Source organism: Streptomyces sp. NPDC056296 (assembly GCF_042268605.1).
Taxonomy (GTDB): domain Bacteria; phylum Actinomycetota; class Actinomycetes; order Streptomycetales; family Streptomycetaceae; genus Streptomyces.
Map to the genome: position 1 here is coordinate 74,547 of NZ_JBHJRX010000019.1, position 25,713 is coordinate 100,259.

Sequence of the window (25,713 nt, forward strand, 5' to 3'; positions counted from 1 at the left end):
GATCACACCGTACGTGAATGGTCGGAGGTCTCGCCAGATCGTCGGCGGGCAGAGACCGACCTGACCTGCGGTTCGACGGATCGAACGTCGGCGAGGGTCGCGCCGGAGCCCCGGGTTGGGGCCAGGTGGTCGGATCACCGGCGTCCCGTCACGCCCGGCGGCGCGTCCACTGGGGTTCGGTGAGGGCCCAGTCGCGGTCCCACTCGGCCATCCGGTGCCGGAGGGCCACCTTGCGTACGGCGCAGTGTGCGAGGAGCACCGTGAGCGCCGCCCCCACGGTGGTGCACACGCCGATCGTGACGCTGTGCTGCCAGACCGCGGAACGGGCCGTCGGCGGCGGCACGCTCTCGCCCCGGGAGTCCAGCCACACGTCGACCGTGTCACCGTGCCGGGTGCCGGTCGGGACACGGGTCGTGGTGCTCCGGTCGGCACCGTCCGACGTGCTCCAGCTGACGGTCGCGCGGTACGAGTGCTGCCCGCCGGCCTGCACCGACGCCAGCGTGTCGGGAGTCCGGCCGACCACCTCGGCGCGGACGCGGTGCCGCTCCGCGCGCTGCTCCGCCGCGACCGCCTGGGCCTGACCGTGGGCCCACCAGCCCGTGGCGGCTCCGAGCACCGGTGCCCCCACGATCAGCAGGACCGCGACGAACAGCACGGTCCACGCCTCGACGACGTCCGACCGGCGCCGCAGCGTATTGCGCCGCATACGCCAGCCGCGCACCCGGGTTCGCATGTCGACCTCCTCGCGATCACAGCGACCGGAGGGCCGGGCGGACGGCCGTACGAGAGCGGGGGCCGCCGTGTCTCCGCGTCGCGCCACGCGTGCGAGTGCCCGCACAGGTCTGGTACCCCGTTCGGCGCGCCTCGCTCACCATGTCGCCCACCCCCGGAACGCCGGACGACTGCTCCGCACCGCGGACAGGTGCCCAGCGGCGCCCGGGAGAAACCGGGGCACCGGCCGTGGGTCAGCCGAAGCGTTCGATCCGGATCCGGTCCACCGGCTGACCGGCCGCCACCAGCAGCCGTGAGGTGTGCTCCGCGAAGGAGTTGGAGCCGCACACGTAGGCCTCCCAGCCGTCGGCGGGCGCTTCGGCCAGGAGCGGTGCCAGGTGCGCGGTCGTCATCCGGCCCACGGGCGTCCCGGCCGGCGCGCCGCGGGTGAACACGGGAGTCGTCTCCGCGCCGAGTTCGCGTGCGTAGATGAGCTCCTCGGGAGTGCGCGCGGACACCAGCAGGCGCAGCGGCACCGTCAGTCCCAGCGCCCGGTGGTGCCGCACCATCGACATCAGCGGTACTACCCCGGAGCCCGCGCCCAGCAGCAGGGCGGGCCGGTCGCCCGGCCAGGCGAAGAAGCCGCTCAGCGGGCCGCGCACCTCGATCCGGTCACCGGGCCGGGCGACCGTGTGGAACCAGCCGGACACCTCGCCGTCCTCGACACGGTCGAGGGTCAGCTCGATGTGCCCGGAGTCGTCCGGCGCCGACGCCAGCGAGTAGTGGCGCTGGGCCACGTACCCGTCCTCGGCGGTCAGCCGCAGCATCAGGTGCTGGCCGGGCAGATGGCCCGCCCAGCCGGGCACGGCGAACCGGAAGGTGGACGCGCGGTGCGTCTCGCGACGGATCTCCGTGAGGGTGGCGGTCTGCCACGTCCCGGCCGCCCGGCCGTTCACCTCGATGCGCCCGGGCACGGCGAACCGCGTCGGGGGAGTGAAGGCCCCTGCCGTGTGCGTCGCCGCCTCAGTCACCGGAGTACCTCTGCTCCTCCCAGGGATTGCCGCGCGCGTGGTAGCCGTTCTGCTCCCAGAAGCCCGGCTCGTCGTGGTCGAGGAGTTCCAGGCCCGCGATCCACTTGACGCTCTTCCAGAAGTACAGATGCGGCACCACCAGCCGCGCCGGGCCGCCGTGCTCGGGGGCCAGCGGCTGCCCGTCGTCATCCCACACGATCCAGGCGCGCCCGCCGAGCAGGTCCGCGAGCGGCAGGTTCGCGGTGTAGCCGGTGTGCGCGTAGGCCACGGCGTGCGTGGCGGACGACAGCGGGCGCGCCGTCTCCAGGAAGGCGTCCAGGGACACGCCCCCGAACCGCACCCCGAACTTCGACCAGCCGGTCACGCAGTGGATGTCGCCCGAGTACGCCGACGACGGCAGCCGGTGCGCCCCGGCCCAGTCCCAGGTACGGGGCTCGGCCACCAGCCCGCTCACGCGGAAGGTCCAGTCGGCGGGCGACACGTCGGGCGTGACCTCGGCGGACAGCACGGGCCAGTCGTCACCGGCGTCGTACTGGCCGGGCGGCAGCCCCGGCCGGGCGGCGCGCGGGCGCCCGGTGAAGCCTCGGGTGGTGTTCATGCGGGGGGCCTTTCGGGCCGCCGCGAGGGGATGCCCGCGGCCGGCGTGATCAGTGCGTACGCGGTCAACCGTACGTGCTCCAGGGGCGATCCTCAGCCCTGGTCCTCGCCGGGTGCGGCCTGCCGCCACGCGTTGTACCGCTCCAGATACGCGGCGAAGCGGACCAGGTCCTCCTCGGGCCAGTCGGCGAGCCGCTCCCGGAAGGCCGTCCGGCGGCTCTCGGTGACCTGGGCCAGGATGTGCCGTCCGGCCTCCGTCAGGTGCAGGACCTGGACGCGGTGGTCGTCCGGGTCGACGCGCCGCTCGACGAGTTCGGTGCGCTCCAGGGCGGACACCTGACGGCTGACGGTGGACTTGTCCAGGGCGTAGTGGGCGGCCAGGTCGGTGGCCCGGCAGCCGTCCCGCTCCTCCAGGTGGCCGAGCAGCGTGTACGAGACCAGCGACAGCTCGGGGTGCATGCGACCCGCCGAGGCGCGGGCGCGGCGGGCGAAGGCCGTCATCTCCCGCTGGATGGTCTCCACGGCCTCCGCAGGGCGGCCGCCGGGGGTGACAGTCGTCTCATCGGGCATCTCGGCTGCCGTCACGGGTCCTCCTCCACATTGCTAGTTGTATAGTACAACTTGAAGAGAGAGTTGTATAAGCCAACTAACTGGCCGACCGCCCGGCCAACCACCTGCCACCGCTGAAACCAGTCATTGGAGGATGTGAGCGATGAGGTCGCACGCCCTGCGCCACGTGCTCACGCACCTGATCACCCCGCTGCTGATGTGCGTCGGGATGGGACTCGCGTACATGGGGGCCTTCGTCACCCCCGAGCCGAACCACCTGCCGGTCGCCGTCGTCGGCTCCGGACCCGAGGCGAAGGTGCTCGCCCAGTCGGTCAAGGACAAGGCCGGCGCCGACCTCGACGTACGGACCGTCGCCACCCGCGCCGACGCCGTCGACCTGCTGAAGGCGCGCGACATCACCGGCGCCTACGTGCCCGACGGCAAGGCGCCCGAGGTCGTGGTGGCCACCGCCGCGTCCGACATGGGCGCCATGGCCGCGGAGAAGGTCTTCACCCCGCTGGCCGAACGGCAGGGCGTCCCGCTGAAGGTGACCGACGTGGCCACCCCGGTCGACGACGACCCCACCGGCCAGGGCCTGTTCTTCCTGCTGATCGCGGTCAGTATCGGCTCCTACGCCTCCGTGGCCGCCCTCGGCGCCGCCGGTGGCGCCCTGTCGATGCGCGTCCGAGCCCTGCTCACCCTCGGCGTCTCCGTCGTGGTCAGCGGGATCGGCGCCCTGCTCGCCGGGCCGGTGTTCCACCTCGCACACCACGATCTCGCCGGTGTCTGGGGCCTGGCCTGGCTCTACGCCGCGGGCATCCTGTTCATCGGCGTGGGCCTGCACACCTTCCTCAAGAGGTGGACCACGCTCGCCATGATGGTGCTGTTCGTGATGCTCAACTTCACCAGCTCCGGCGGCCTGTTCCGGCCCGAGTTGCAGAACGGCTTCTTCGGCACCCTGCACGCCTTCTGGAACGGCGCCGGGTTCGTCGAGGGCGCCCGCAGCCTGCTGTACTTCGACGGCGACGGGCTGGGCCGCGGCGTCTGGACGCTGGTCGCCTGGCTGCTGCTCGGCCTCCTGGTGACGGCGGTCGCCGCCCTCCGCGAGCGGGGCGGTGCGGCACCGGCGGAGGAAGCGGCGGAGCCTGACGAAGAGGCCGAGGAGGCCGTCGGCGTCTGATCGTTGGGGTAGTGTGACCGGCGGCCGAGGACACTCCCGGCCGCCGGACGCCTGGGAGGTGAGACCCATTACCGCTGTGTCGGCCCGGGTGCTCTCACCTCACGGCAGTACGGTCACCGCCAACGGGTGACCGGGAGAGCGCCCTTCGGTTCCCGAAAGGCTCTCGGCTTCCATGCCTCAACTGTTCTCCACCCCCACCTCCACATCCTCCTCGACCTCTTCCTTTCCCTCCCCTTTCTCCGCGTCGTTCCCGTCGCGTGACTCCGTCGTGGCCGCGCTCCGCGCCGCGGGCTGCGTCTTCGCCGAGGACGAGGCGGAACTGGTCTTGGGCGCCGCCCGCACCGCCGGGGAACTCAACGCCCTGGTGGACCGCCGCGTCGCCGGACTGCCCCTCGAACTCGTCCTGGGCTGGGCCGAGTTCCGCGGCCTGCGTATCGCCGTCACCCCCGGTGTCTTCGTGCCCCGCCGCCGTACCGAGTTCCTCGTGACCGAGGCCCTCGCGCACGCGCCCGACGCGGCCGTCGTCGTGGACCTGTGCTGCGGCTCCGGCGCCGTCGGTGCCGCCCTGGCCGCCGCGCTCGACCGGCCCGAGGTGCACGCCGCCGACGTCGACCCGGCCGCCGTGCACTGCGCCCGCGGCAACCTCGCGGACGCCGGGGGCCGGGTGTACGCCGGTGACCTGTTCGACGCGCTGCCCGCGACGCTGCGCGGCCGGGTGGACATACTCGCGGCCAACGTGCCCTACGTGCCCACCGGCGAGGTCGCCCTGCTGCCCGCCGAGGCCCGGGACCACGAGCCGCTGGTCGCCCTCGACGGCGGCACCGACGGCCTCCAGGTGCTGCGCAGGGTCGCCGCCGAGGCGCCCCGCTGGCTCGCGCCCGGCGGCTGCCTGCTGGCCGAGACCAGCGAACGCCAGGCACCGGCGGCCGTAGACGCCTTCACCCGCGCCGGCCTGACCACCCGCCTCGCGGTCTGCGAGGAGCTGTACGCCCATGTGGTGATCGGCGTGAGGGAGTAGCGGCGGGTCCCGCTACGGCCCGTCCGGCGTCGTGGCCCGGGCGATCAGCAGGGCCACGTCGTCGGAGTTCTCCGGCTCGTGCAGTGTGCGCAGGAGCAGGTCGCAGACCTCCTCCAGCGGGCGGTCCGGGCCCTCCAGCAGGGCGAGGAGCGCGTCCAGCCGCTCGTCCAGCGGATGCCGGCGCGTCTCGACGAGACCGTCGGTGTAGAACACCAGCCGGTCGCCCGGCTCCAGATCGACGGTGGTGGTCGAGAAGGCGACGCCGCCCACCCCCAGCGGCACCCCGGTGGGCAGGTCCAGCAGCTCCGGCGGACGGCCGGCGCGCAGGCGGACCGGCGGCAGGTGCCCGGCGTTGGCGATCAGGCACTGCCGCCGGTGCGGGTCGTGGACCGCGTAGAGGCAGGTGGCGATGGCCTGGTCCAGTCCGGCCGTGGTCCGGTCGAGATGCCCGAGCAGGAAGGCCGGATCGAGGTCGAGGGCGGCCAGGGTGTTCGTCGCGGTGCGCAGCCGCCCCATGGAGGCCGCCGCCGCGATGCCGCTGCCCATCACGTCACCCACCACGAGCGCGGTCTTGCAGCCCTCCAGCTCGATCACGTCGAACCAGTCGCCGCCGACCTCGCTGGTCGCCTCGGCGGGCTGGTAGCGGGAGGCGACCTCCAGCCCGCCCGTCACCGGAGGATGGCTCGGCAGCAGGCTGCGCTGGAGGGTGAGAGCGGTGTCGCGGGCGTTCTGGTACCAGCGGGCGTTGTCGATCTGCACCGCCGCACGGACGGCCAGCTCCCGGGCCAGCAGCAGGTCGTCCTCGCCGAACGGCAGCGGATTGCCGATCCGTTTGAGATCCAGGGCGCCCAGCACCTCGCCCCGCGCGATCAGCGGAACGGCCAGGTAGGAGTGCACACCCGCCCGGCGCAGCAGCTCGGCCGCCTCCGGTGAACGGGCGATGCGCGGCAGGTCCTCCTCCGTCACCCGCTCCACCATCACCGGCCGGCCGGTGCGCACGCACTCGGTGACCAGGCGGTCCGGCCCGTACCGGGCGACCTGGCCGGGCGGGTCGGCCGCCCGCAGCGCCTGAGGGGCGTCGTCCGCCTGCACGGCCAGGGCCCGGATCACCGCGGGCTCGGCCGGGCCCAGGGTGCTGCGCCGGCCCTTCACCACGGCCTCCAGCAGGTCCACGGCCGCGATGTCGGCGAGGTCCGGCACGGCCACATCGGCCAACTCGTGCGCGGTACGGTCCAGCTCCAGCGTGGTGCCGATCCGCGCGGAGGCGTCGGCGACAGCGGCCAGCCGGCGCCGGGCGGCCTCGGCCTCGACGCCGGCCCGGTGCTGCTCGGTGACGTCCAGGACCGAGACGGCGACACCGAGTACGGCACCGACGGCGTCCTCCAGCCGGTACAGCGAGAGCGACCAGACGTGGTCCTCCTCCGGGTCGGCGGGGGTCCGCCCGGTCGCGGGCTGGCCGACGATCGGCCGTCCGGTCTCCAGCACCCGGCGTGCCGCCTCCTCCAGGGGGCCCGCGTCCACCAGGGGCAGCACCTCGCGGACCGTCCGGCCGAGGTGGTCCTCGGCGGTCATGCCGTTCATGGCCTCCAGGGACGGGTTGACCGAGACGTACCGCAGCTCGGTGTCGAGGACGGCCAGCCCGATCGGCGACTGCCGGATCACCCGCGTGGACAGCGCCACGTCGTGCTCCAGCCGGCGCACGGTGGACCGGTCGACGGCGAGTCCCAGCGCGTAGACGTCCCCCCGGTCGTCCAGGAGGCGCATGTTGCGGAACTCCACCAGCCGGGTGTCGCCGTCCTTGCGCCGGATGGGGAACGCGCCGGCCCAGCTCTGGCCGGTCTTCATGACCTCGGCGAACAGCTTCACGACCAGGTCGAGATGGCGTTCGTGCACCATGATGCGGGCGGCGTACTGCCCCAGCGCCTCCGGCGCGGTGTATCCGAACAGTTCCTCGGCCTGCGGGCTCCACAGCACGATCCGGCCCTCGGTGTCCAGTACGACCGAGGCCACGTTCAGCACGTCGAGCAGCCCGCTGGGCCGCACCGGTCCGCGCGGCGACGCGTCGCCCCCGAACCCGGCAGACCCGGCTGCACTCATCCCACGCCCCGCCTTCGCCGTTCCACGCGGCACGCCCTTTTGATGCCGACTCCCTTGTTCTACCGCGTTCCACCGCGCACAGGGCCGTTTCTCCGGGGCTCTGCCGTCTCCTTCCAGCATCACCCGGCACGGCGGCGCCCGCCGCACGGAGCACGGCCGAGGTTGGTCTGTACATGACCGTGCGAGCGGGACAGACTGTGCGCCGAGTGCGTACCGCCCCACCCCCCACCGAGGAGCCCGCCCATGCCCCTGCGCGCCCGGCAACGTTGTCACGCCGCCCTGACCGGACTCGCCGCCCTCGCCCTCGCCGTCGGAATCGCCGGTCCGGCCGCCTCGGCGGCGCCGACCGCCGACACCTGGACCGAGGTGGGCTCCGACCGCGCCGACCCGCTGACCGAGAGCCAGGGCCTGGCCTCGGTCGAGGTCCCGGCCGGCAGCCCCAACCGCTACACGGGCATCGGCACCATTCCCCTGGGGCTCAGCAGCCGCGGCTGGAACCACGTCGGCGACCCCGACGCCTCCTACGACGGCCACTACGTCGAGCCGTACCAGCGGGACGACGGGAACACCAAGATGTTCCGCGTGCAGGCGCCGGACGGGCGCTGGTCGGAGTACGTGCACACGCTGAGTCCCGGCGAGGCGCTGAACAACTCCTGGTCCGCGATCTCCCCGGACGGCCAGTGGATGCTGGCGGGCGAGTGGGGCACCATGAACCGGCTGCTGGTCTTCCCGACACCCGGCGTCAACGCGAGCACCTCGCCCTCGGCGAACCTGCCGCAGGCGGCCACCGTCCACCTGGACCACGCCGTGCGCGACGTCCAGGGCTGCGACTTCCTCGACGCGACCACGCTGCTGTGCTCCTCCGACGACCCGGCGGGCACCCTCTTCGGCATCACCAAGCCACTGCTGCGGATCGACCTGTCCGCCGCGCCGAACGGCACCTCCGACGTCACCGGCCACGTCACCGCCCTGCGGCAGCTGCCCCTGCGCAGCGCCTGCTCCGGCGGCTTCGAGACGGAGGGCATCGACTATGACCGCCGTACCGGCACCCTGCGGGTGATCGTCGTGTCGCCGGGCTTCTGCGTGCTGACGGACAGCAAGACCTACCGCTTCACACGGGGCTGACCCGCCCCCTTCGCATCGGGCGGCGAGTGGTGCTTTTCTGGTGGTATGGGCCACGAGAGGAGCGATCACGATGGACGGTGAGCGACTGCATCCGGAGTCCGTCTCGGTGGAGCTGAGCGGGTGCAGCAAGGAGGACGCCCGGACCGTGTTCGACGCTCTGGGCACGTGCTTCTCGTCCGACCGGCGCTCGGACGAGGTGCCCCGGGACTACCACGAGGTGCGCCCCACCGTGTGGCTCGGCACCTTCGACGTGGCCGAGGCGCGGGGCGAGTGCGACCCCGCCCGGCTCGCGGCGTCCGTGGAGGCCGACGTGCAGGGCGGCTACTGGGCGATCGAGCGCTTCCGCACCACCCTGGACTCCCTGTTCACCGTGCACGACCTGAGCACGGCCTCCGGGGACCAGGAGCGGGAACTGCACGTACGGCTGGAGAGTCACTGACCGAGGCCCGCCGACGCGCCGGTGTGGTGTGCGCCGCCTCTTTGTGCAACTAGTTGCACAAAGAGGCGGCCGTCCTCTACAACAGAGGCACGACACCGCGCACGGAGGGCCCGATGAGCCGTTACCCCCACCTGCTGAGCCCGCTGGACCTGGGCTTCACCACGCTGCCCAACCGGGTCCTGATGGGCTCCATGCACGTCGGCCTGGAAGAGGCCGAGCGCGGCTTCGAGCGCATGGCCGCCTTCTACGCCGCCCGGGCCCGCGGGGGAGTGGGCCTCATCGTCACCGGCGGCATCGCCCCCAACGACGAGGGCCGGCCGTACGAGGGCGGTGCCAAGCTCACCACCGAGGCGGAGGCCGAGCAGCACCGGGTCGTCACCGACGCCGTGCACCGCGAGGGCGGCCGGATCGCCCTGCAGATCCTGCACTTCGGCCGCTACGCCTACCACGCCGACCTCGTCGCCCCGAGCCCCCTCCAGGCGCCGATCAGCCCCCACGTGCCCCGCGAGCTGGCCGACGCCGACGTCGAGCGCACCATCGACGACTACGCCCGCACCGCCCGCCTCGCCCACGAGGCCGGGTACGACGGCGTCGAGATCATGGGTTCCGAGGGTTACCTGATCAACGAGTTCATCGCCGCGCGCACCAACCACCGCACCGACCGCTGGGGCGGCTCCTACGAGAACCGCATGCGCCTGCCCGTCGAGATCGTCCGCCGGGTGCGCGAGGCGGTCGGCGAGAACTTCATCGTCGTCTACCGGCTCTCCATGCTGGACCTGGTCCCGGGCGGCTCCACCCTCGCCGAGGTCGTGACCCTCGCCAAGGCCGTCGAGGCCGCCGGCGCGACCATCATCAACACCGGCATCGGCTGGCACGAGGCCCGCATCCCCACCATCGCCACCTCCGTGCCGCGCGGCGCCTACACCTGGGTGACCAAGCGGCTGATGGGCGAGGTGTCGGTACCCCTCGTCACCACCAACCGCATCAACACCCCCGAGGTGGCCGAGCAACTGCTCGCCGAGGGCACGGCCGACATGGTGTCGATGGCCCGCCCGATGCTCGCCGACCCCGACTTCGTCGCCAAGGCCGCGGCGGGCCGCCCGGAGGCCATCAACACCTGCATCGGCTGCAACCAGGCCTGCCTGGACCACACCTTCAGCGGGAAGATCACCTCCTGCCTGGTCAACCCGCGCGCCTGCCACGAGACCGAGCTGGTCCTCACCCCGACCCGGCGGCGCAAGCGCGTCGCGGTCGTCGGCGCCGGGCCGGCCGGGCTGGCCTGTGCGGTGAGCGCGGCCGAACGCGGCCACGAGGTCACCCTCTTCGACGCCGCGAGCGAGACCGGCGGCCAGCTCAACGTCGCCCGCAAGGTCCCCGGCAAGCAGGAGTTCGACGAGACGCTGCGCTACTTCCGTACCCAACTGGCGGAACACGGCGTCGACGTACGCCTGAACACCCGGGTCGCGGCCGACGACCTCACCGGCCACGACGAGGTCGTCGTCGCCACCGGCGTCACCCCGCGTACCCCGGACATCCCCGGCGTCGACCACCCGAGCGTCGTCGGCTACCTCGACGTGCTCCGCGACGGCGCCCCCGTCGGCGACCGCGTCGCGATCCTCGGCGCCGGCGGCATCGGCTTCGACGTCGCCGAGTACCTCACCGACGGCGGCGACAAGGCGCACGAGGACCCCGAGACGTACTTCCGCCTGTGGGGCGTCGACATGGACTACCGCGCACCCGGCGGCCTCGCCGCGCCCGAGCGCCCCGCACCGCCGCGCACCGTGCACCTGCTCCAGCGCAAGACCTCGAAGGTCGGCGCCGGCCTCGGCAAGACCACCGGCTGGATCCACCGCAGCGAGCTGAAGCACCGCGGCGTCACCATGGTCCCGGGGGCGCGCTACGACCGGATCGACGACTCCGGACTGCACGTCACGATCGGCGACGAGTCCACCGTCCTGGAGGTCGACACGGTCGTCCTGTGCACGGGCCAGGAGCCGAGCCGCAAGCTGTACGACGACCTGGTCGCCGCCGGGCGCAGCGCGCACCTCATCGGCGGCGCCGACGTGGCCGCCGAACTGGACGCCAAGCGCGCCATCAAGCAGGGCACCGAGCTGGCGGCGGCGCTGTAGGGCGGCGTGGCCCGGAAGGCGCGTGGGCCGTCCCTAGGATGAGCCCATGTCACTCCCGCACGCGATCCTCACCGCCCTGGTCGAAAAGCCGTCGTCGGGGCTGGAGCTGACCCGCCGGTTCGACAGGTCGATCGGCTACTTCTGGTCGGCGACGCACCAGCAGATCTATCGCGAGCTGGGAAAACTGGAGGCGGACGGCCTGATCCGCGCGCTGCCCGGCCAGCAGCCGGCCCGCGGGCAGAAGAAGTCCTACGAGGTCCTGCCCGCGGGCCGCGCCGAGCTGGCCCGCTGGGCCGCCGCCGCACAGGACCCCAAGCCCTTGCGGGACACGATGCTGCTGCGGCTGCGTGCCGCGGCCGTGGTCGGCACCACCGGTATCGAGACGGACCTGCGCCGCCATCTGGAGCTGCACGAGAGGCAGTTGGCCGAGTACGAGGAGATCGAGAAGCGGGACTTCCCGCCCGAGAGGGACAGTACCGAGGACCGGCTGCGGCATCTGGTGCTGCGCGCCGGTATCGACCTGGAGACCTTCTGGACCCAGTGGCTCAGGCACGCGCTGGCGGAGTTCGCCGGGCTGCCGGGTGACGAGCGGGCGTGAGGGCGTCCACGGCTCAGAACCGGTACGGCTTCTGGCGCCGGCGCATGAACCACGCCGCGGCGATGACGCCCGCGCCGACCAGCGCGCCGCCCGCCACGAGGGTGGCCGTGCCGTAGTCCTGGACGGCCCCGCCGAGACCGCCCATGACGCCGCGTGGCGACGCGGAGGGCGAGGGGGAGGCGGAGCGGCTGGGCGAAGGAGAGGGTGCCGCGGAGACGATGACGGTCTGGGTGCCGGCGGTGCTGTTGTTGGAGCACATGACGATGACCGTGTACGTGCCCGGGCTGATGCCCGACCAGGAGGCGGACTGCCCGGAACTGGTGCCGGACAGCGCCACCTGGCGCCCCTGGGCGAAGTCCCGCTGGTTGCCGGTGAGCAGCGAGGCGGTGCCCCAACTGCCGTTGAGCTGGGCGCAGGCGGTGGTCGTGACCGACACGGTGGTCCCGGTGGTGCTCACGGAGATGCCCGGGCCCGCGGAAGCCGGCCCGGCGGCCAGGGCGACGGGCAGCGCGGCGGTGGCTGCCACGGTCAGGCCGGAGCGGAGAAGTGGCGATGAGATGCGCATGTGGACTGCCCTCCGGCGGCACGGTCGGCGGTACATCCGGTTGCGCCGCCGAGAACGGAAACGCCCGTGCTGCCTCACGGGCAGCCAACAGGGCGGCGGCCCTGCCCGCATGCCGAGCGCGACCGCCCAGGTGACGCGCCGACCGGCCGCACGACTGCCGGGGCGTCACCCGCCGTCGCCCGTGGTCACCTTCCGCTCCGCCGACAGTCCGCCCCAGGTGCCGTCGGACAGCCTGGCCCGGACCCGCACCCGGTGCGTGACCCCGGCCTCCGGACCCGCGTAGAAGCTGTACTCCGCCCGGTCGCGTGGTGCGTCCGCGCCGTAGACGAGTGACGTCGCCGGGCGGCCGTCCAGGTGGATCTGGTACTCGGTGACCAGGCCGTCGGTGCGCGGCGGGGTCCAGGTGAGGTCGATGTAGTAGCCGCCGTCGGCGTGGTGGGAGGCCGCGCGCAGACCGGTGGGCGCGGTGGCGCGGCCGTCGTCGGAGCCCGAGGTGGTGAGCCGGACGGTGGCGCTGGCGGGGGAGACGTTGTCGGCGGCGTCCCGCGCCCGGACCGTGAAGGAGTACCTGGTGCCCGCGCGCAGCCCCGTGACCACGGCCGCCGTCTGGCCGCCGCCGACGCTGTGCACCTTCGTCGCGCCCTGGTAGACGTCGTACGACACGACCCCGCGGTCGTCGGTCGCGGCGGACCAGCTGAGCTGGACCGCCCGGCTGCCCGCCGCCCGGCCGCGGGCGTCCGCCGGGCGCGTCGGGGCGGAGTCGTCGGCGACGGCGGCGGGGGTGGTCGCCCGTACCTCCTGGCTGCGCGGCCCCAGTCGCCCGTCGGTGTCGCGCGCCCGCACGGTGAAGGCGTAGGCCGTCGAGGGGCGCAGCCGGGTGACGTCCACCATGCGGTCGGACGCCTCCACCTCCTTCACCAACGTGCCGCCGCGATAGACCTCGTACGTCTCGACGCCGTCGACCGCGTTCCACATCACGTGCACGGTCGTGGCGCTGCCCGCCTCGGCGGTGACGCCCGTCGGCGCCCCTGGCGGCGCGCCGCTTCCCTCGCCGTCGTCGCCCATGCCCCAGCCGCAGGACGTGACCAGGACGAGTGCTCCGCAGAGCAGGGCGCAGCGGCGCGGTACGGAGAGGCGGGCGGGAACAGCGGGAACGGGTGCGTCTCGCACGGCTCTGCCTCCAGGAGGGCTTCGGCTCGACAGCAATGGTCCGGACCAATATGCGCCCGTGACGCGATCACATCAAGATGGCGTCGTTGGTGACCCCTCGGAAGGGTTACGTATGCTGAATCTCCTCACGGCCGAAGTCCCCGGTGCATCAGAGGAGTTCGGGCCGGTGGCGCGGGAACGCTGTCGTCGCTGATGCCGCGCCGACGCGGGCGACCGGGCGGACCGGAGCCGGTACGGGCCCGGCCCGCCCGGCCGCCGGTCGCGAGCCCCCTGAGTCCGCCGCTCCCGCGCCCGTGAGTCCCCCCCGGGGCCCGGGAGCGCACCCGCCCCCCCGCAGCCCGCCGGGCACGGACGTGCACCGTCTGGCCCATAAAAGGTGGCCGCGCGCACGATTCGGGGACAGATGTGGCCGAGTGACCGTCCATGTCCCCCAGGAGAGGCCACATAGTGCGTGTCCAGTCGCTGACACTGGTCGCGGCCAGCGCCGCCCTGCTCGCCCCCACGACGTTCCCCGGCGCTCCGCTCCCGCCCCGTCCCGGCCCCCAGCCCGAGCTCAGGTCCGGTCACCAGCACGAGGCCCGGCCGGTCCGCGCGGGCAGGTCCGGCGCCCGGATCGGGCCGGTTCCGCCGTCCCAGGCCGGGCCCGTTCCGCCGTCCGGGGTCCGGCCCGGGGCCGAGGCCGGTGTCGGTGCCGGTGACGGTGACCGGTCGAAGGGGGCCCGGCACGACGGACCCGTCCGCGCCGCCGATCTGCTGGCCAAGGTGCGGGACTGCGGCCCCGTCTCGCGCGGGCGCTACCGCGCCGACGCCGGAACGCCGGCGGACATCCCGGTCTGCGAAACGCGGGACGCCGTGTACTGGAAGGCCGACCTGGACGTCGACTGCGACGGCCGCCCCGGTGACCGGTGCAACAGCGGTACCGACCCGCACTTCACCCCCGCCACCGCCTACACCCGGTCGGACGGCCGTCCGCTGGACGCCGAACGCCTGCCCTACGTCGTCGTGCCCGAGCCGAGCGACATCTGGAACCACCGCGAGTCCGACGTCCACGGCGGATCGGTCGCGGCGCTCGTCCACGGGGACCGGGTGCGCTACGCCGTCGTCGGCGACGTCGGTCCGCGCGACCTCATCGGCGAGGCCTCCTACGCCGCCGCGGAGTCGCTCGGCATCCCGGCCGACCCGCACGGGGGCGGTGCCGCGTCCGGTGTGACGTACATCGTCTTCAAGGACAGCGAGGTCGAGCCCATCGAGGACAAGGCGGCTGCCGAGAAGGCGGGGGAGCGCCTGGCGCGGGAGTTCGTGGACGGCGAGTGAACCCCCGGCGCCTCGTGGGCGCGGGGTCCCTCAACGCGGCGCTGCGCGCGGCGGTCGAACACCACGCCTGGCACACGGCCGACACCCGCGCCGACGCCGCGACGGCGCGGACGGAACTGGCCGCGACCCTGCGCACCGCTGTCCGGGCAGCGGCGGACGGCCTCACCTGACGCACCACGCCGGTGGCGTGGCCGGGGCGGGGAAGACGCCAGGCGGGGGAGACGGCGGGGCGTGGGAGACGGCGGGGTGGCGGCGGGGGCGGCTCCTCCCGCCGCCTCCCGGAGCACCGGACGTCTGCGGGCATCGGACGTCTGCGGCTAGACCTTCCGGTAGGAGTACGCCTCCGCGGCCGCCGCCTCCACGGCCGCGAGGTCGGCGCCCGTCGCGGCCGTCACGACCGCGGCCACCGCACCCTCGACGAAGGGGGCGTCCACCAGACGGGTGTTCTCCGGGAGTTCGTCGCCCTCGGCGAGCAGCGCCTTGACGGTGAGTACCGCGCTGCCGAGGTCGGTGAGGACGGCGACCCCCGCGCCCCGGTCCACGGACGCGGCGGCGGCCGACACCAGCTCGGAGCTGGTCCCGAATCCGCCGGACGCGGTCCCGCCCGCCGGTGCGATCGGCACCGTCACGCCACCGCCCGACAGGGCCTTCGCCAGTTCGGCCACGGACGCGGCGACCTCGACACTGTGCGACACCAGCACGATCCCGACCAGCTTCTCGTCACTCACCGGCCGCCTCCTCCAGCGCCGCGACGAGCAGCGCCGCCGAGGTCGCCCCGGGGTCCTGGTGCCCGATGCTGCGCTCGCCGAGATAGCTCGCCCTGCCCTTGCGCGCCTGCAACGGCACGGTCGCCTCGGCCCCCTCCTCGGCCGCGGCGCGGGCCGCGGCGAACGAGTCGCCGAGGGCGTCCACGGCGGGCACCAGGGCATCGATCATGGTCTTGTCACCCGGCGCGGCACCCCCGAGAGTCCGGACGGCGTCCACTCCCGTCCGCAACGCCTCGGCCAGCTGCTCCCGACTCACCTCGGCGGCGTCCCCGAGCGCCTTGCCGGTGCGGCGCAGCAGCGTCCCGTACAGCGGCCCCGAGGCACCGCCGACCGTGGAGATGAGCTGCCGCCCGGCCAGGGTCAGTACGGCGCCGGGCGTGTCGGGTGCCTCCTTGTCCAGGGTGGCCGCCACGGCCGTGAACCCGCGCTGGAGGTTGCTGCCGTGGTCGGCGTCGCCGATGGGTGAGTCGAGGGCGGTGAGCCGTTCCGCCTCGCGGTCGACCAACGCGGCGGTCGCCGTCATCCAACGGCGGAAGAATTCGGCGTCGAGCACTGGATCTCCTTGCCTGGTAGATACGTTGCGATCCCTTCCCCGTCCGCCGTCACATGCCCCACCTCAGACCAGGCGTCTTCACCGGCGCGTCCCACAGCCCGAGCAGTTCTTCGTCGATCTCGCACAGGGTGACCGAGGCCCCCGCCATGTCCAGCGAGGTGACGTAGTTGCCGACGAGGGTGCGGGCGACGGCGACGCCGCGCTCGCCGAGTACGCGCTGCACTTCGGCGTTGAAGCCGTAGAGCTCCAGCAGCGGCGTCGCGCCCATGCCGTTGACCAGGACCAGGACCGGGTTGCGCGGGGTGAGGTCCGTCAGGACCGCGTCCACGGCGGCCTCGGCGATCTCTCCCGAGGTCATCATCGGGCGGCGCTCCCGGCCGGGCTCCCCGTGGATGCCGATGCCCAGTTCCAGCTCGCCGGCCGGCAGGTCGAAGGTGGGGCTGCCCTTGGCCGGCGTGGTGCAGGCGCTGAGCGCGACACCGAAGCTGCGGGAGCTGTCGTTCACCTGCCGGGCGATCGCCTCCACCCGCTCCAGAGGCCGGCCCTCGTCCGCCGCGGCTCCGGCGATCTTCTCCACGAACAGCGTCGCTCCCGTACCGCGCCGCCCGGCCGTGTACAGACTGTCCGTCACCGCCACGTCGTCGTTGACCAGCACCTTGGCGACCTGGATGCCCTCGTCCTCGGCCAGCTCGGCGGCCATGTCGAAGTTGAGCACGTCACCGGTGTAGTTCTTGACGACGAACAGCACACCGGCCCCACTGTCCACGGCCGCCGCCGCCCGCACCATCTGGTCCGGCACCGGCGAGGTGAACACCTCACCCGGACAGGCCGCCGACAGCATCCCGGGCCCCACGAACCCGCCGTGCAGCGGCTCGTGCCCGGAGCCGCCCCCCGACACCAGCGCCACCTTCCCGGCGACGGGAGCGTCCCGCCGCACGATCACCCTGTTCTCGACATCCACGGTCAGCTCGGGATGGGCGGCCGCCATACCGCGCAGCGCGTCCGCGACCACGGTCTCCGGGACGTTGATGAGCATTTTCATGGGTACCTCCTGGGAAGGGGCGACAGGCGAGTCCTTGGCCTGCGTTTCTACTGCTCAGACGTAGTTCGGGTCATTCCTGTTCTTGGCGGTCCGTGCTGCTGTCGGCAGTATCGGCCTTGCGGCAGCGAAGGTCACGCGCGAGAACGTCATGGGCGCGCCCCCGGACCGATCAGAAGGTGTTCGGCTGAGGCCGGATGCCGGTGTTTTTGTGCACCGGCTGGACCGGCCTCGTCCCACATGGCCTGTGAGGGCACGCGCCCCGCTCCTCCCCTTGATGGGGCGCCGGCGCATTCCGGGAAGCCGAGGTGAACTGACCACCCGTATGGTTCGACGGCGCGGAGCGTCGGGTCCTGCTCGATGAGAGACGGAAGACCGGCTGGGGCCGGGCCGAAGCCCATGGGCGAGGTCGTCCGGCGCAATGCCCGGTGGTGACCCACACCCACAAGCGACGGAGACCAGCCTCGCCCGTGTCCGCAACGTCCAGGCACGCCCGCCCGCCGCCCGCCCCCATCAGCAAGCGTGGCAGGCAACTGCCCTTCGCAAAGTCGCCGTAGACCTGAAGAGCGGCTGCTGCCACTCCGTTCACCGAAGAGGTCCGTGCGTTGTACCCAGAGGCCCGGATCCCTCACTGAGTTCAGGATCCCGGCTCCGACGGCTTCGTCCCACGAGGCACGGGTTCAATGCGGCCCATCCGCCGAAGCGCGAACGCGATGGCTGCGAAGAATGGTCGTTGTCCTCACCTCGCGAGCGACTGACGTACGGTCCCCTTGGGCCGACAGGCGGCGGCGGGCGCGGTCAGCTTCGGGAAGGGGCACAGTGGGAGCCGGGACGAGGGGCGAGGAGCGGCGCGCGGAGATTCTGCGTGCCGCGTTCGAGGTCATTGCCGAACGTGGATATCGGGCAGCCAGCCTGGGAGCGATCGCCGAGCGCGTCGGGCTCACCCAGCAGGGCCTCCTGCACTACTTCCCCACCAAGGAGGCGCTGCTGATCGCCGTCCTCGGAGAGCGGGACCAATGGGACGCCATGCCCGACAGCCAATGGCGACTGGACCTGCTGACATCGCTGGTCGACTACAACGCGATGCGACCGACCGTCATCCAGACCTTCTCCGCCCTCCTGGGCGAAAGCGTCACCGAGGACCACCCGGCGCGCGAGTTCTTCACCCGCCGCTACGAGGCCGTACGCGAGACCATGGCCGCCCTGCTGCGAGCCGAGTACGGCGACCGCCTGCCCGGAGGGCTCACGCCCGAGCAGGTGGCGCCCTTGGTCACCGCCGTGATGGACGGCCTGCAGTACCAGTGGCTGCTCGCGCCCGACGAGGTCGACATGCCCCAGGCGTTCCGGGACTTCATCACGCTGCTCGCGGGCGTGACCGTCACACGAGACGGCTGACGACGGTTCCCGTACGCCCGGCATACGCTCTCGCCACCAGGTGGCCCATCATGACTCACGACCCTTCTGCGATGATGACCGGCATGGCCTCCACGCCCCCGCTCCGCGCCGCCGGCACCCCGCCCACCAGTGGTGATGTGGCGCGCGTCGCGGGGGTGTCCCGGGCCACCGTCTCCTACGTCCTCAACAACACCGAGGGCGGGAGGGTCAGCGAGGCCACTCGCGAGCGGGTGCGGGACGCGGCCCGGCAGCTCGGCTATGTGCCGCATGCCGTGGCGCGCGCCCTGCGCGCCGGGCGCAGCGGGATCGTGCTGCTGACCGCGCCCGCGGTGACCGTGGGACCGCTGTTCGCGCACGCCTACGCCGACCTCCAGCAGGCCCTCGCCGAACTGGGCCACACCGCCGTGCTCTACGGCCCGACCGGGGCGCGGGGAGCGGAGGCCGGCCGGCGCTGGGCCGAGCTGCGTCCCGACGCCGTGCTGTCGCTGATGGACGACAGCATGGACGAGGACGCCGTCGCCGTGCTGCACAAGGCAGGCGTCGGGGTGGTCCTCGGCTGGGGTCCGGTGCCGGTTCCGGGCGCGCACGCGCTGGTGGCCGACCAGGAGCAGGTCGGGTTCCGTGCGGTGGAACATCTCGCCGCGGTCGGCCGCCGGACCCTCGGCGTGATCGTGCCCGCCGACGCCTCGCTGCGCGGATTCGCCGAGCCCCGGCTGGCAGGCGCCGAGAAGGGTGCGCGGGCGCAGGACGCCGTCACCGTCGTACGGCAGGACCTCGCGCTTGACGAGGGCGCGGCGGCGCGTTGGGCGCGGCAGTGCGCCGAGGCCGGGATCGACGGCCTGTTCGCGTACAACGACGAGTACGCCGCGCTCGCCGTCCGCGCCTTGCAGGACGCGGGGAAGCGGGTGCCGGAGGACGTCGCGGTCGTCGGTGCCGATGATCTGCTGATCGGCCGGCTGCTCCGGCCCCGGCTCACGACCGTGCGCATGGATTACCCGCCGTCGCGGGAGATCGCCCAGCTGCTCAACCGGCTGATCGGCGCCCCCGGCACACCTCCGGAGACGCACGACATCCTCCGTACGAGTCTCGTCGTGCGCGAATCGGCCTGATTCGGCGCGCTGTTGCGCGTCTTAGGGCCTTCAACTTCTCAACGCATCCTTGATCGGCGCCCCCTGCACGGGCCCCTCGCCGACAAGTAACGAAACCATCGCGTGATGCGCGACATCTAGCCATGCTTACACGTGTCACCTACGCTCCTGCCGAACGCGTGCCCCAGCCGCGTCCCGCTCTTTCGGCATCGCCTTCCAAGGGGCCCCACATGACTCATTCACTTCCTGGAAACATCCCGCCGTCGACCGCCGTGGCCGATCCCGCCGCCGGCACCGACGAAGCGCCCGTAGGCATCGGCGACGCGCCCGCGGGCACCGAAGACGCGCCCGCCGTCCCCTCGCGGCTCGGGCCGCTCCACCTGACGCTGCCGATGGCCAACGTCGCCCTGTACCTGGTGTGGATGGGCGTGGGCGGCTTCCTGCTTCCCATCCAGGTCGCCCACATCACCGGCACGAACGACACCACCGCGCTGTCCACGGCCAGCACCATCGGCGCCGTCCTCGCGACAGTCGGCAACCCGATCTTCGGCCAGCTCTCCGACCGCACCCGGTCCCGGTTCGGGCGCCGCGCCCCGTGGATCCTGTTCTGCGCGCTGCTCGGCGCGCTCGCCCTGGTCATGCAGGCCCACGCGGCGAGCATCGCCATGCTGGGGATGAGCTGGGGCGTGGTGCAGTTCATCATGAACGGCTACCAGGCGGCCCTGACCGCAGCGATGCCCGACCGCGTACCCGCCCGCAAGTACGGCACGTTCTCCGCACTGGTAGGGCTCGGCGTGCCGCTGGGCACGATCGTCGCCGCGCTGGTCATCGGCGGTGTGCCCGGGGGGAAGTTCGGTCTGGACGGGGTCATCGGCGGCTTCGGCGGCCGGTTCGCCGGGGAGAACGGCTACTACCTGATCGCGGCGATCGTGGTCGTCGCGGCGTTGGTCTTCGTGACCGTCTCGCCCGACCGGGACGCCCGTGCCCTCCCGCGGGAACGGTTCTCCGCGAAGGCATTCCTCGCCAACTTCTGGGTCAGTCCCAAGGACCACCCCGACTTCGGCTGGGCCTTCCTGTCGCGGCTCGGGGTGATGCTCGGCTACATGATCGTGCTCACGTACAACATGTACCTGCTCGCCGAGCACATCAAGATCCCGGCGGTGGACCTGTTGCCGACCCAGGGTTTCCTGATGATCGTCAACGCCGTGTGCACCGTCATCGCCGCCCTCCTGGTGGGTCCGATCGCCGACCGCGTCGGCAGGGTCAAGCCCTTCGTCCTCACGTCCGGGATCGCGGCGGCGCTGGCACTGGCGGTGCCAATGGTGTGGCCGACGGAGGGCGGCATGCTCGCCTACAACATCTTCGGCGGCCTGGCGTTCGGTGTGTACATGGCCGTCGACATGGCGCTCATCACGAAGGTGCTGCCGCGCACCGCCGACGCGGGCAAGGACATGGGCGTCATCAACATCGCCAACGCCGGCCCGCAGATCCTGGCCCCCAGCATCGCCGGCTGGATCGTCGCGGCGGGCGGTTACGCGGCGATCTTCCCGGTCGCCGCGGCCGTCTCCCTCATCGGCGCGCTCGGGGTGCTGCCGGTGCGGAAGGTGCGGTGAGCGGGGATCGCACGGCCGGGGTCCCGCAGTCGCCCCCGGCCCCCGGCCCTAACCCCGACCCCAACCCCCAACACCCACGGAGGTCACCGTGACCCACCGCAGAACACTCGCCGCCCTCGCAGCCACAGGCGCCGTGCTGCTCGCCTGTACTCAGGCGCAGGCGGCACACGACCGGCCCGAGCCTGACGACGACCGGCGGTCCCTCGCGGGCCTGCGCGTCCTGCTCAGCAACGACGACTCCATGCAGATGGCCCGCCCCAACGCCTCCGACGGCAAGGGCCTGTACGAGGTGCGCCGCGCCCTGTGCGCGGCCGGTGCGGATGTGGTCGTCATGGCGCCGTGGGCCAATCAGAGCGGCGTCGGCACCAGCGCCACGGGCGGTGGTCAACTGACCGTCCAGCGCCGGAGCGCGCTGCCCGCCGGCTACGAGGGCGACTGTTCCGGAGCGCCGAGTGGCGGCGCGGTTTACGGGGTGTGCAAGGGGAGCGCGCCCTGCGGCCCGTCCACGCCGAGCGCGACGCCCGCCGACACCGTGCGCCTCGGGATCGGCGGCGGACTGGCGGCGAAGGCCGGCTGGGCCGACGGTCCGGATCTGGTCGTCACCGGCAGCAACTACGGCCCGAACGTCGCCTCCGTCGTCAACGAGTCGGGCACGGTCGGTGCCGCGCTCGCCGCGATCGACGAGGGGGTGCCGGCGGTCGTGCTCAACAGCTCGTACGACCCGGCCGTCACGGACTCCCTGGAGGTCGCGGACCACACGTACCGCGATACGGCCGAGTTCGGGGCGAAGTTCATCGGCGACCTGCGTGAACGCGGCCTGCTGACCGCGAAGTTCGTCGTGAACGTCAACTACCCGCACCGGGAGAAGGGACAGCGCCCCAAGAGCACCGAGTGGACGTCGGTGGGCACCCAGAAGCTCGTGAGGTTCCGCTACACGGCCAAGGGTGACACCTTCACCATCGGTGGCGAACTCTGCCCGCCGGGCGCCCCGGACTGCCGTCCCGAGACCAAGCGCCGCCCGGACTTCGCTCTTCTCCAGCGGGGCCATGTGACGGTCACCCCGATCAGCCCGGACCGCACGCACACCGGGCGGGACACCTGGAGGCTTCAGCGGTTCGTACGCGGCGGGCGCTGACGGAACCCGGTGGGTGGCGGCGGAGCCCGCGAGTTCCGTCGCCACCCACCGCAGAGGCCCCCGGCGCCCAGGAGGGGAAGCGCCGGGGGCCTGTCACGACTCCAGGAGACGTCAGATCCAGCCGTCCAGGGACTTCAGGAAAGCCTGCGGATCGTCACGGTGGATGCAGTGCCCCGTCCGTGGCACGACGCGTACCTCCAGCCCGCGTTCCTTCAGCAGCGCCGCGCCCCGCGCGTCGACACAAAGGCTGGGGTCGGCCAGCTGGACCAGGGACGGGACGACGGCCGTCTCCGGCAGGTAGTCCTGCGCGAACCGGCTCGTGGCCGTCAGGAACTGGGGGTCGAAGAGGCCGAAGCCCGCCAGTTCGGCCGCCACGTCCTCGTCCGACCAGCGCGGGTTCATGGCCCGTACGCTCTCGGCGGTCGCGGCGGCGACCATCTCCCGCATGCCGGCCGTAGCCCCGGCCGGTACGTTGCGCAGTTGGAAGCCGGGGTCGGAGTAGACGGCGCGCGCGGGGCGCAGTCGGGAAACCGCGAGGGCGAGGGACAGGCCGCCCATCGAGTGGCCGATCGCCACGTCGGCGCCGGTCGGCAGGCTTTCCACGAGGTCGTCGGCGAGAAGCTCCGGGCGGTACTCGCCGCGCGGACTGCGGCCGTGACCGCGCAGATCGGGGGCGACGACGCGGTAGCCGAGGCCGACGAGGTGGTCCTCGATCGCATGCCAGGTGCGGTGGTCGGACATGGCGCCGTGGATCAGCAGCGCCACCTTGTCGCCGGAGCCGCGCTCATGGACGTTCAGCTTCATCGGGACGAGACCTTTCAGGGGAAGCGAGTAGTGGTTACACGTGTAAGCATTCTCGTTCAATCCCTGAATACGCAAGAGACATCTGGTAATAACGGGTGAGTAACGAAACCTACCGATCAACAGGTAGGTGGACCACTATGGCCGGAGCGACGCGCACCCAATCCAGGTCGCCACGCACACGAACAAGGAGGCACCGCCATGCCCGAACCGCACGTCACGGCAGCGCACACCGCAGCGGCGGATCCGGACCAGGCCCGCGAGGCGGCGGTCGAGGCCGCGCTCGGCAAGCTCGACCTCGACTCCAAGACCCGGCTGCTGGCCGGCCAGGACATGTGGTCGCTGCCGGCCATGCCGCAGATCGGCCTGGCGTCGATCGTGATGTCGGACGGCCCGATCGGTGTGCGCGGTGTGCGCTGGACCGCCGACGACCCGTCCATCGCGCTGCCGTCCCCCACCGCGCTCGCCGCCACCTGGGATCCGGAACTGGCCCGGCGCGCGGGAGTGCTGCTGGCCCAGGAGGCGCGCCGCAAGGGGGTACACGTGCTGCTCGCGCCGACGGTCAATCTGCACCGGTCACCGCTCGGCGGACGCCATTTCGAGGCGTACAGCGAGGACCCGCGCCTGACGGGCGAGATCGGCACCGGGTATGTGCGGGGCGTGCAGTCAGGTGGGGTGGGCACCACGGTGAAGCACTTCGTCGCCAACGACGCCGAGACCGACCGCTTCACCGTGAACAATCTCGTGTCGGAACGGGCGTTGCGCGAGCTGTACCTGGCGCCGTTCGAGGCGATCGTCGCGAACGCCCACCCGTGGGGCATCATGACCGCCTACAACCGGGTCAACGGCTCGACCATGACCGAACACCGCCGTCTGGTGCGCGAGGTGCTGCGCGGCGAGTGGGGCTTCGACGGCGTCAACGTCTCCGACTGGATGGCGGCCCGTTCCACCACCGGCGACATCGAGGGCGGCCTGGACGTGGCCATGCCGGGCCCGCACACCGTCTACGGGGAGGCGCTGGCCGCCGCCGTGCGGGCGGGCGAGGCCGAGGAGGCCGCGGTCGACGAGGCGGTGCGCAACGTGCTGCGTCTCGCCGCCCGGGTCGGCGTCCTGGAGGGCGCCGACCCGGTGGTCGTCGAGCCCCCGGCCGAGGTCGACGGCATCGAGCTGGCCCGCGAGATCGCGCGCCGCGCCTTCGTGCTCCTCCGCAACGAGCCCGTACGGGACACCGGCCCCGGGCTTCCGCTGGACCCGGCCCGCACGCGCAAGGTCGCGCTGCTCGGTGCGGCGGCGCGGGACGCGAGGATCCTGGGTGGCGGCTCCGCGACCGTGTTCCCCGCCCGGATCGTCTCCCCGCTCGACGGACTGACCGCCGCGCTGCCCCAAGGCACCCTGTCGTTCGCGGTCGGGGCCGACCCGAGTGACGAACTCGCCGTCGCCGGACAGGGGTTCACCCTGCGGGCGGTCTGCCGGGACGCCGCCGGGAACGTGCTCGGCGAAGGCCGGCTGCCGAGCGGCCAGGTGCAGTGGATCGGCGACGACCTGCCCGACGGCGTGACCCGCGAGGCGCTGCACAGCATCGAGGTCACCGGCACGTTCCGGCCGCGGGAGAGCGGCGAGCACACCTTCGGCACGCGGGGCATCGGCGGCTACCGGCTGACGGTCGCCGGCGAGACGCTGTTCGACGGGGGGCAGCCGCTGGACTCGGAGGCCGATCCGTTCGAGGCGTTCTTCGGTGCGCCCGTCGAGCGCGGGAGGGCCGCGCTGACCGAGGGTGAACCGGTGGAGGTGTCGCTGCTGCACACCCTGCCCCAGGGGTCCGCCGCCCCGGTGTTCGGCGTGATGTTCTCGCTGACGCACCTCGGGCCGCGTCGGGACCCGGACGAGCTGATCGCCGAGGCCGTCGAGGCGGCCAGGGACGCGGACGCGGCCGTGGTCGTCGTCGCGACGACCGAACGCGTCGAGTCCGAGGGGTTCGACCGCGTGGACCTGAAGCTGCCCGGCCGCCAGGACGACCTCGTACGGGCGGTGGCCGCGGTGAACCCGCACACGATCGTGGTCGTCAACTCCGGTTCACCGGTGGAGCTTCCGTGGCGCGACGAGGTCGCCGCCGTGCTGCTGGGCTGGTTCCCCGGCCAGGAAGGCGGTGCCGCGCTCGCCGATGTGCTGCTCGGCGTGGCGGAACCCGGCGGCAGGCTGCCCACCACGTGGGGCGACCTGGACCGGGCACCGGTCACCAACGTCGTCCCCACCGACGGCGAACTCGACTACGACGAGGACGTGTTCATCGGCTACCGCGCCTGGGAGCGGGCGGGGCGGACACCCTCGTACGCCTTCGGCCACGGGCTGGGCTACACGGACTGGGCATACGAGTCGATCGAGTTGGACGGCACCTCGGTCACCGTCACCGTCCGCAACTCCGGCAGCCGGACGGGCCGGGAAGTCGTGCAGCTGTACGTCTCACCGACCGGCCCGGGCCCGGACCGCCCGGCCCGGTGGCTCGCCGGCCTGGCCCATGTGACGGCCGCGCCCGGCGAGAGCGCCGCGGTGACGGTCGAGCTGCCCGACCGCGCCTTCGAGATCTGGGACGGCGACGGCTGGCGCCGCGTCGAGGGCACCTATGACGTCCACGCGGCCCGCTCCCTCGCCGATATCCGCCTCACCGCACCGCTCGCGCTCTGACGAGCGGACCACCATCAGCTCCGGGGCGGCACCTGGCCCGCCGCCCCGGAGCGCTGTCCTGTCGGTAGCGGCCGTGCGGTAGTGGCGAGCCGCCGCGGCCGGAACCGCGCGAGGGCG

General features: G+C 72.8%; 24 protein-coding genes. 13 read left to right on the plus strand and 11 right to left on the minus strand.

What is annotated here, in order from left to right; translation table 11 throughout:
* Nucleotides 1-148: 148 nt before the first annotated feature.
* The 4 genes from ACFCZF_RS16315 to ACFCZF_RS16330 all read right to left on the minus strand — a co-directional run bounded on the left by ACFCZF_RS16315 (nucleotide 149) and on the right by ACFCZF_RS16330 (nucleotide 2,909).
* Nucleotides 149-733, minus strand: a complete 585-nt coding sequence (locus ACFCZF_RS16315; RefSeq protein WP_376672210.1) for a hypothetical protein — start codon at nucleotides 731-733, stop codon at nucleotides 149-151.
* A gap of 232 nt (nucleotides 734-965) precedes the next feature.
* The gene (locus tag ACFCZF_RS16320) at nucleotides 966-1,742 is read right to left on the minus strand and encodes a ferredoxin reductase (RefSeq protein ID WP_376672211.1); all 777 of its coding nucleotides are present in this window, start codon (nucleotides 1,740-1,742) and stop codon (nucleotides 966-968) included.
* Complete coding sequence (locus ACFCZF_RS16325; protein ID WP_376672212.1) at nucleotides 1,735-2,340, minus strand: sulfite oxidase-like oxidoreductase; 606 nt, start codon at nucleotides 2,338-2,340, stop codon at nucleotides 1,735-1,737. The genes ACFCZF_RS16320 and ACFCZF_RS16325 overlap by 8 nt, the downstream gene beginning before the upstream one ends.
* A 92-nt stretch (nucleotides 2,341-2,432) precedes the next feature.
* Nucleotides 2,433-2,909 (minus strand): MarR family winged helix-turn-helix transcriptional regulator, encoded by a 477-nt coding sequence (locus tag ACFCZF_RS16330; RefSeq protein WP_376672259.1) that lies wholly within the window; start codon nucleotides 2,907-2,909, stop codon nucleotides 2,433-2,435.
* A 142-nt stretch (nucleotides 2,910-3,051) separates the two neighbouring features.
* Between ACFCZF_RS16330 and ACFCZF_RS16335 the strand changes: the two genes are divergently transcribed.
* Together ACFCZF_RS16335 and ACFCZF_RS16340 are read left to right on the plus strand one after the other, a co-directional pair.
* Entirely contained in the window at nucleotides 3,052-4,068 is a 1,017-nt protein-coding gene (locus ACFCZF_RS16335) for a hypothetical protein (protein ID WP_376672213.1), read from the plus strand.
* Nucleotides 4,069-4,240: 172 nt separating this feature from the next.
* On the plus strand, nucleotides 4,241-5,086 hold the full coding sequence (locus tag ACFCZF_RS16340) for a putative protein N(5)-glutamine methyltransferase (RefSeq protein ID WP_376672214.1): 846 nt from the start codon (nucleotides 4,241-4,243) through the stop codon (nucleotides 5,084-5,086).
* A gap of 12 nt (nucleotides 5,087-5,098) precedes the next feature.
* On the opposite strand, the gene ACFCZF_RS16345 is transcribed toward ACFCZF_RS16340, so the two are convergent.
* On the minus strand, nucleotides 5,099-7,183 hold the full coding sequence (locus ACFCZF_RS16345; RefSeq protein ID WP_376672215.1) for a SpoIIE family protein phosphatase: 2,085 nt from the start codon (nucleotides 7,181-7,183) through the stop codon (nucleotides 5,099-5,101).
* A gap of 243 nt (nucleotides 7,184-7,426) precedes the next feature.
* Between ACFCZF_RS16345 and ACFCZF_RS16350 the strand changes: the two genes are divergently transcribed.
* The 4 genes from ACFCZF_RS16350 (at nucleotide 7,427) to ACFCZF_RS16365 (ending at nucleotide 11,474) form a co-directional block, all read left to right on the plus strand.
* Entirely contained in the window at nucleotides 7,427-8,308 is an 882-nt protein-coding gene (locus ACFCZF_RS16350; RefSeq protein WP_376672216.1) for a hypothetical protein, read from the plus strand.
* A gap of 70 nt (nucleotides 8,309-8,378) precedes the next feature.
* Nucleotides 8,379-8,747 (plus strand): hypothetical protein, encoded by a 369-nt coding sequence (locus tag ACFCZF_RS16355; RefSeq protein WP_375908413.1) that lies wholly within the window; start codon nucleotides 8,379-8,381, stop codon nucleotides 8,745-8,747.
* Nucleotides 8,748-8,860: 113 nt separating this feature from the next.
* A complete protein-coding gene (locus ACFCZF_RS16360; RefSeq protein ID WP_376672217.1) occupies nucleotides 8,861-10,876 on the plus strand; it encodes an FAD-dependent oxidoreductase in 2,016 nt (671 codons plus the stop codon).
* 46 nt (nucleotides 10,877-10,922) lie between these two features.
* The gene (locus ACFCZF_RS16365) at nucleotides 10,923-11,474 is read left to right on the plus strand and encodes a PadR family transcriptional regulator (RefSeq protein ID WP_375908407.1); all 552 of its coding nucleotides are present in this window, start codon (nucleotides 10,923-10,925) and stop codon (nucleotides 11,472-11,474) included.
* Between the two features lie 13 nt (nucleotides 11,475-11,487).
* Here ACFCZF_RS16365 and ACFCZF_RS16370 read toward each other — a convergent pair whose 3' ends face one another.
* Both ACFCZF_RS16370 and ACFCZF_RS16375 read right to left on the minus strand, forming a co-directional pair.
* Nucleotides 11,488-12,039 (minus strand): hypothetical protein, encoded by a 552-nt coding sequence (locus tag ACFCZF_RS16370; protein ID WP_376672218.1) that lies wholly within the window; start codon nucleotides 12,037-12,039, stop codon nucleotides 11,488-11,490.
* Nucleotides 12,040-12,204: 165 nt separating this feature from the next.
* Complete coding sequence (locus tag ACFCZF_RS16375; protein ID WP_376672219.1) at nucleotides 12,205-13,209, minus strand: fibronectin type III domain-containing protein; 1,005 nt, start codon at nucleotides 13,207-13,209, stop codon at nucleotides 12,205-12,207.
* A gap of 447 nt (nucleotides 13,210-13,656) precedes the next feature.
* On the opposite strand from ACFCZF_RS16375, the gene ACFCZF_RS16380 reads away from it, so the two are divergent.
* Entirely contained in the window at nucleotides 13,657-14,523 is an 867-nt protein-coding gene (locus tag ACFCZF_RS16380) for a glycoside hydrolase family 75 protein (protein ID WP_376672220.1), read from the plus strand.
* Nucleotides 14,520-14,693, plus strand: a complete 174-nt coding sequence (locus ACFCZF_RS16385; RefSeq protein ID WP_376672221.1) for a hypothetical protein — start codon at nucleotides 14,520-14,522, stop codon at nucleotides 14,691-14,693. The genes ACFCZF_RS16380 and ACFCZF_RS16385 overlap by 4 nt, the downstream gene beginning before the upstream one ends.
* A 147-nt stretch (nucleotides 14,694-14,840) precedes the next feature.
* Here ACFCZF_RS16385 and ACFCZF_RS16390 read toward each other — a convergent pair whose 3' ends face one another.
* The 3 genes from ACFCZF_RS16390 to dhaK are packed head-to-tail and all read right to left on the minus strand — an operon-like array spanning nucleotide 14,841 to nucleotide 16,885.
* Nucleotides 14,841-15,251, minus strand: a complete 411-nt coding sequence (locus ACFCZF_RS16390) for a PTS-dependent dihydroxyacetone kinase phosphotransferase subunit DhaM (protein ID WP_376672222.1) — start codon at nucleotides 15,249-15,251, stop codon at nucleotides 14,841-14,843.
* Nucleotides 15,244-15,843: a dihydroxyacetone kinase subunit DhaL gene (dhaL, locus tag ACFCZF_RS16395; RefSeq protein WP_376672223.1), complete on the minus strand. Its 600-nt coding sequence runs from the start codon at nucleotides 15,841-15,843 to the stop codon at nucleotides 15,244-15,246. The genes ACFCZF_RS16390 and dhaL overlap by 8 nt, the downstream gene beginning before the upstream one ends.
* Nucleotides 15,844-15,892: 49 nt before the next feature.
* On the minus strand, nucleotides 15,893-16,885 hold the full coding sequence (gene dhaK, locus ACFCZF_RS16400; protein ID WP_376672224.1) for a dihydroxyacetone kinase subunit DhaK: 993 nt from the start codon (nucleotides 16,883-16,885) through the stop codon (nucleotides 15,893-15,895).
* 816 nt (nucleotides 16,886-17,701) lie between these two features.
* Here dhaK and ACFCZF_RS16405 point away from each other — a divergent pair.
* From ACFCZF_RS16405 to surE, 4 genes are all read left to right on the plus strand, one after another.
* Nucleotides 17,702-18,277: a TetR/AcrR family transcriptional regulator gene (locus ACFCZF_RS16405; protein ID WP_376672225.1), complete on the plus strand. Its 576-nt coding sequence runs from the start codon at nucleotides 17,702-17,704 to the stop codon at nucleotides 18,275-18,277.
* A gap of 50 nt (nucleotides 18,278-18,327) precedes the next feature.
* The gene (locus tag ACFCZF_RS16410; protein WP_376672226.1) at nucleotides 18,328-19,386 is read left to right on the plus strand and encodes a LacI family DNA-binding transcriptional regulator; all 1,059 of its coding nucleotides are present in this window, start codon (nucleotides 18,328-18,330) and stop codon (nucleotides 19,384-19,386) included.
* A gap of 209 nt (nucleotides 19,387-19,595) precedes the next feature.
* Nucleotides 19,596-20,978 carry an MFS transporter gene (locus ACFCZF_RS16415; RefSeq protein ID WP_376672227.1) on the plus strand — a complete coding sequence of 461 codons (1,383 nt, stop codon included), beginning with the start codon at nucleotides 19,596-19,598 and terminating at the stop codon, nucleotides 20,976-20,978.
* Between the two features lie 88 nt (nucleotides 20,979-21,066).
* A complete protein-coding gene (gene surE / locus ACFCZF_RS16420; protein WP_376672228.1) occupies nucleotides 21,067-22,113 on the plus strand; it encodes a 5'/3'-nucleotidase SurE in 1,047 nt (348 codons plus the stop codon).
* Between the two features lie 111 nt (nucleotides 22,114-22,224).
* Here surE and ACFCZF_RS16425 read toward each other — a convergent pair whose 3' ends face one another.
* Nucleotides 22,225-22,917, minus strand: a complete 693-nt coding sequence (locus tag ACFCZF_RS16425; protein WP_376672229.1) for an alpha/beta fold hydrolase — start codon at nucleotides 22,915-22,917, stop codon at nucleotides 22,225-22,227.
* Nucleotides 22,918-23,115: 198 nt separating this feature from the next.
* Here ACFCZF_RS16425 and ACFCZF_RS16430 point away from each other — a divergent pair, with 198 nt between their 5' ends.
* Nucleotides 23,116-25,596 (plus strand): glycoside hydrolase family 3 protein, encoded by a 2,481-nt coding sequence (locus ACFCZF_RS16430; RefSeq protein ID WP_376672230.1) that lies wholly within the window; start codon nucleotides 23,116-23,118, stop codon nucleotides 25,594-25,596.
* Nucleotides 25,597-25,713: the final 117 nt, after the last annotated feature.